Source organism: Clostridium sp., assembly GCF_051278035.1.
GTDB lineage: Bacteria > Bacillota > Clostridia > Clostridiales > Clostridiaceae > Clostridium_AD.
In genome coordinates, this window is the sequence record NZ_JBNMNU010000245.1 from 1 (window position 1) to 5121 (window position 5121).

Genomic DNA, 5121 nt, shown 5'->3' on the forward strand with positions numbered 1-5121 from the left:
ATTAATAGTAGATGATGAAGCAGCATACTCAAAAGGACTAACTAAAATACTTGAAATAGAAGGCTATATTGTAGAAACAGTGCTGTCGGCAGAAAATGCCATAGAGAAAATCAAGCACAAAAATTATCAGATGGTAATTACGGATTTAATGATGGATGGAATGAGTGGCATAGAACTTTTAGAAAAAATAGTCGAATTAGATAAAGAGATTAAAGTCATACTTATGACCGCATATGCAACTATTTCTACTGCAGTGGAAGCCATGAAAAAAGGGGCAGTATCTTATTTTGTAAAAGGAAATGACCCTGTCGAACTGATAGAAGAGGTAGAAAAATCATTTAAAGATTACAAAAAATCAGAACTAAACGCTAAAACATATGATAAAAAAGAGAAATCACTTCTACAATCAGAAAATAAAGAATTTACAAAAATCATAGATATGGCTCGAAAAGTAGCTATAACACCAGTAAACGTTATTTTGCTTGGGGAGTCGGGAGTAGGAAAAGAAGTATTTGCAAACTATATTCACACTCAGAGCCAGCGCAAAAACAAACCCTTTGTGGCAGTAAATTGTCATGCTCTATCTGAAAGCGTATTAGAATCTGAATTGTTTGGACATAACAAGGGAGCTTTCACTGGTGCAAATGAAGAAAGAATTGGTAGATTTGAATCAGCAAGCATGGGAACTTTATTTCTAGATGAAATAGCTGACATGCCGTTATCTACTCAAATTAAACTACTAAGAGTCATTGAAGACAGAGCTATAGAGAAAATTGGTAGCAACATAAGTACTCCCGTTGACTTTAGACTGATAACAGCCACTAACAAATCTATAGTAAAACTAATAGACCAAGGACTATTTAGAGAAGATTTCTACTATAGAATTAACACCATCATCATAGAAATACCACCACTAAGAGAACATAAAGAAGACATATATAGTTTGGCTAGTACCTTCATTGATATGGCCTCTAAGCAAATGAAAAAAGAAATACACACCATAGAGCCTGATGTTTGGGAATATCTAAACCAGTATGACTATCCAGGTAATGTGCGAGAATTCAAAAACATAATTGAAAGACTTGTGGTATTTAGTGAGAATGGAGTTATATCAAAAGATGATTTGCTAATACATGAGGTTCCATCTACTGACTATGAAGGAGATCAAACGTTAAAAGCTTTTAGATCTGCAATAGAAAAAAAATATATTGAAACAGTACTTGTCAAAAATAACTTTAGCATGACAAAAACAGCAAAAGTATTAGGGATTACTCGAAGACAGCTACAAAATAAAGTTAACGAATATGCGATACAAAAGTAAAAGTGGGCAATTTTTTTCCATAATGGGTGGAAAAATATTGCCCACTTTTATTATTATATTAGAAATACTTACAAACGTTTACAAGCTTATTGTAAAAATAAATATTATTAAGCATGTGTTATTGCTCACGTATAGACCTTTTTTCGAAAATATCTGAAAATTATAATATTTCGGCATATTAATTGCTATATATAATACCAAATGAACTATGAGGGAGGCGCACTATGAAAAAAGAAACTAAAGACGTTTTAATAATTGGAGCTGCACTATTCGCAATGTTCTTCGGAGCAGGCAACTTAATATTCCCACCGGCTATTGGAGTAATTGGAGGCGATCATTGGATGATGAGCTTTCTTGGATTTTTTATAACAGGTATATGTTTGCCAGTAATGGGCGTACTAGCAGTGTCTAAAGCAGGTGGAAACATCAATGACCTCGCAAGTAAAGTAGGTGTGAAATTTGCAACTATATTAGGTGCTGTGGTAGTACTCGCTATCGGACCATTACTTGCAATACCAAGAACTGCAGCTACCGTATATGAAATAGGTGTAAAGCCAATGTTTGCGGTACATCCACTTATTGTTTCAATTATATATTTTTCTATTACTCTATATTTCGTGATACAGCCATCTGGCATAGTCGATAAGATAGGTAAAATACTTACTCCAATACTACTATTAGTTATAGGATTTATCATATATAGCGGAGTAGTTAACCCACTAGGAACACCTGCAGCAACAACCCTTGCTAACCCATTTTCAGACGGTTTCTTGCAAGGCTACCAAACTATGGACACACTGGGAGCAATACTTATGGGTGGCATCATACTTACTGGTATCATAGAAAAAGGATATCTACAAAGAAAAGAACAACTTAGAATGACAACTAAAGCCGGAATAATTGCAGGAAGTTTACTCGCAATAGTCTATGGAGGACTATTATATCTTGGAGCAACTATTAGCGGAAGTGTAGCAGCAGACATATCTAAATCAGCATTGATAATGGAAATAACAAATAGGCTACTCGGACAAAGCGGACAACTAGTTATGTCAGTAGCTGTGTCAGCAGCATGTATGACTACATCAATAGCACTTACTGCTATTGTAGGAAGTTACTTTGAAAAATTAAGCAAAGGCAAACTTACATACAGACTTATAGTTACAGTTACATGTATATTTAGTGCCATAATGGCAGCAGTTGGAGTAGAAGCTATAGTTCAAATAGCAGTGCCCTTCTTGGTATTAGCCTACCCAGTAGTTATAATACTTATTGTATTTAACCTATTAGATAAATTTATACCTCACCCATACGCATACAAAGGTGGAGTTGCAGGAGCATTTGCAATAGGTCTATTAGATGCACTAAAAACTATAGAAATATCATTTATAAAACAAATTGTTCAATTACTTGAACCTTTGTATACATTAGTAGATAAACTTCCATTAGCAAATATGGGATTTTCCTGGTTGATACCTAGTTTAGTGCTAGCACTGATAGCAACTTTTATAGGTATGACAAGAAAAAGCAACCTGGAAACTGAGCAATCAGAGACAGAGGCCGCTTAAATGTAACAATCTAAAACTTTAAAACAACTATAAAAATAACATCCCTTGACTGGGATGTTATTTTTATATTCACACATAATTAATAACTTGACCAGATAAAAGTCCGCTTATTTTTTTAAAACATTTAGCTTCCAATTTGTATCAAGTTCCGCAATACCGACATCACTCTTATAGTCAGATATCCCCTGCTTATTTAGCTCCTGTAAAAGCCAATCTTTGGTTTTTTGTATATGCTTAAGATTGCTATATATAATATTTCCATCCATAATTAGTGGGATAGTGATTCCTTGTGTATTAGTTTTTATATTTATATCATTTAATGTAACAGGTTTGTTTTCAGCTTTAGGAAAAACAGAAATATTCCCCTGAGGTTCCATTACAACTGTATCTAAATCAGATACTTTATCGTATCCCTGCTGCCTTATAAGTCCCTCTAACTGATTTAAGCTTAGCCCTAAATTTTTCAATGCCTTCATATCAAGTTTTCCCTTATTAGCAATAATAGTTGGAGTATGCTCTAAGATAGGTGTAAGTTTATTTTTCAGTGCCAACCTTGAACTAATAAACATTAAGATTACCAATAACCCAGCACCATAAACTGACTTCACCGTAACCTTGTCTACAAGAGGTTCAGCAGCAACGTTTGCGAGTATCATAATCCCCGCTAACTCGTAGGCTGTCATTTGTGCCATAGCTTTCTTAGTTAAAGCCCTAGTACATAAATATGTAAAATAGAAAATTATAAAAACTCTTATACTAAAAGTTAAAAGATCATTCATGTTATTCCTCCAAAAATATATAGTTAAATCTAGCTATAACCTGTATTAAGGCCCGGGAAATGCCTTCATAACAAAGTCAAGTGAAGCTCTCAGTCCTCCAATATATTCAAGAGCAGAAGCCTGCTTATGTTGTATTGAAATATCTAGCTGTCCTATTGCAAACTCAAAAGTCGTTAAAATTTCTGTTGCATTATTTGCTTGAATTAATGTCCTATTTCTATTATAAATTCTTTTTAACTGCTCCATTGATTTTTTAGCCTGTTTCCAATCCTTTATTTCCACACTTTTTTCAATTTGATTTAGTTCCATGTTAAATTCATTTTTAGGCAAAAAGGCATTAAATATAATCCACATAAAAGCAAAAGATATTACCCATGTTATTGCAATGGCAAGTCTCATATCATTTTTATTTTTTATAATAGTCACCTCCATCTAATCATTTTTATTATCTGCATAAAGCATACAATAATATACTACTTTAATTGGAATTTTATGCCAACGACTTATGGAAAATTATTTAATTAATTATATATTTTTTTTATATACGGAAAACTTTCCATATTATAATGGATATCCATGTTAAATCACTTTACTAACACTTTCACTAGTGTTACAATATAATACAAGTAGTGTGAAATTGCTTAATAATTTAAGGAGTAATTTAGATTATCTAATAGTGATTGTCTAATAGTGATTATGATAAATATAGACTTTAACAAATTGAACCCTTTAGAAAAAAAGATTAATGAAACTCTTATTATTTTATCAAAAACTGCCACCAATATTACAATAACAAACGCAGCTGAAGTTTGTGATTGTTCTGTGTCTAAGATTTCTAAATTTGTAAAAAAGCTTGGATTTAACAATTATAAACAATATGTTGATTTTTTATATGGTAATGGTCTTCCTAAAAACAAGTCTTCAATAGAACTCGAGCGAATCAAAGATTTTATAGATGATTTTGACATATCTTTAGTAGATGAATTTATAGAACTTATAAATTCTTATAAAAAAATTATTCTTTTTGGTTATGGCCCTTCGTTTATTTGTACCCAATATTTTGAATACAAATTACGAATTAACACAAATAAATTTGTTATCGCTGTACCTGATGAAATTTCTGTTGAGAGTCTACTTGATGACAAAAGCCTACTTGTTATTTTTTCTACAACAGGTAGATTTAAGTCTTTCGATCGAATTAACACCCTTGCAAAAGAGAAAAACTGTCAAGTTTTATTGATTGTTGAAGAATATAATGCTTCCTTACTGACTGATTATAATAAGATCTTTTGGATGTCAAAATTTCTACAACCAAATGATCTTAAACCCTATGAAAAATCAAGAATCGTTTTTTTTATTTTCATAGAAGAAGTTATTCAACATATTATTCTTAATAACCGTAAGGATAAATATGAACAAAAACAAATAAATAATTAGCTAGGAGATATGTAATGAA

The 5121-nt window shown here is 32.0% G+C and carries 5 protein-coding genes; 3 read left to right on the top strand and 2 right to left on the bottom strand.

The annotated features are described in order from the left end of the window. Both ACJAX4_RS22105 and brnQ read left to right on the top strand, forming a co-directional pair. Nucleotides 1–1321 (top strand): sigma-54-dependent transcriptional regulator (locus ACJAX4_RS22105; RefSeq protein WP_435791601.1); only part of this gene is annotated, 1321 nt, incomplete at its 5' end. Between the two features lie 224 nt (nucleotides 1322–1545). Continuing rightward, nucleotides 1546–2886: a branched-chain amino acid transport system II carrier protein gene (gene brnQ / locus ACJAX4_RS22110; protein WP_435791602.1), complete on the top strand. Its 1341-nt coding sequence runs from the start codon at nucleotides 1546–1548 to the stop codon at nucleotides 2884–2886. Between the two features lie 107 nt (nucleotides 2887–2993). On the opposite strand, the gene ACJAX4_RS22115 is transcribed toward brnQ, so the two are convergent. Together ACJAX4_RS22115 and ACJAX4_RS22120 are read right to left on the bottom strand one after the other, a co-directional pair. Beyond that, a complete protein-coding gene (locus ACJAX4_RS22115) occupies nucleotides 2994–3665 on the bottom strand; it encodes a DUF421 domain-containing protein (RefSeq protein ID WP_435791603.1) in 672 nt (223 codons plus the stop codon). Nucleotides 3666–3710: 45 nt separating this feature from the next. Then, entirely contained in the window at nucleotides 3711–4091 is a 381-nt protein-coding gene (locus tag ACJAX4_RS22120) for a hypothetical protein (protein ID WP_435791604.1), read from the bottom strand. Nucleotides 4092–4385: 294 nt separating this feature from the next. On the opposite strand from ACJAX4_RS22120, the gene ACJAX4_RS22125 reads away from it, so the two are divergent. Next, nucleotides 4386–5102, top strand: a complete 717-nt coding sequence (locus ACJAX4_RS22125; RefSeq protein ID WP_435791605.1) for a MurR/RpiR family transcriptional regulator — start codon at nucleotides 4386–4388, stop codon at nucleotides 5100–5102. The last annotated feature ends 19 nt before the right edge of the window (nucleotides 5103–5121 follow it).

What these genes read in the sequence shown, in the direction of transcription:
- ACJAX4_RS22115 (WP_435791603.1), bottom strand. Translation starts at nt 3,665, where the DNA reads ATGAATGATCTTTTAACTTTTAGTATAAGAGTTTTTATAATTTTCTAT.
- brnQ (WP_435791602.1), top strand. Translation starts at nt 1,546, where the DNA reads ATGAAAAAAGAAACTAAAGACGTTTTAATAATTGGAGCTGCACTATTC.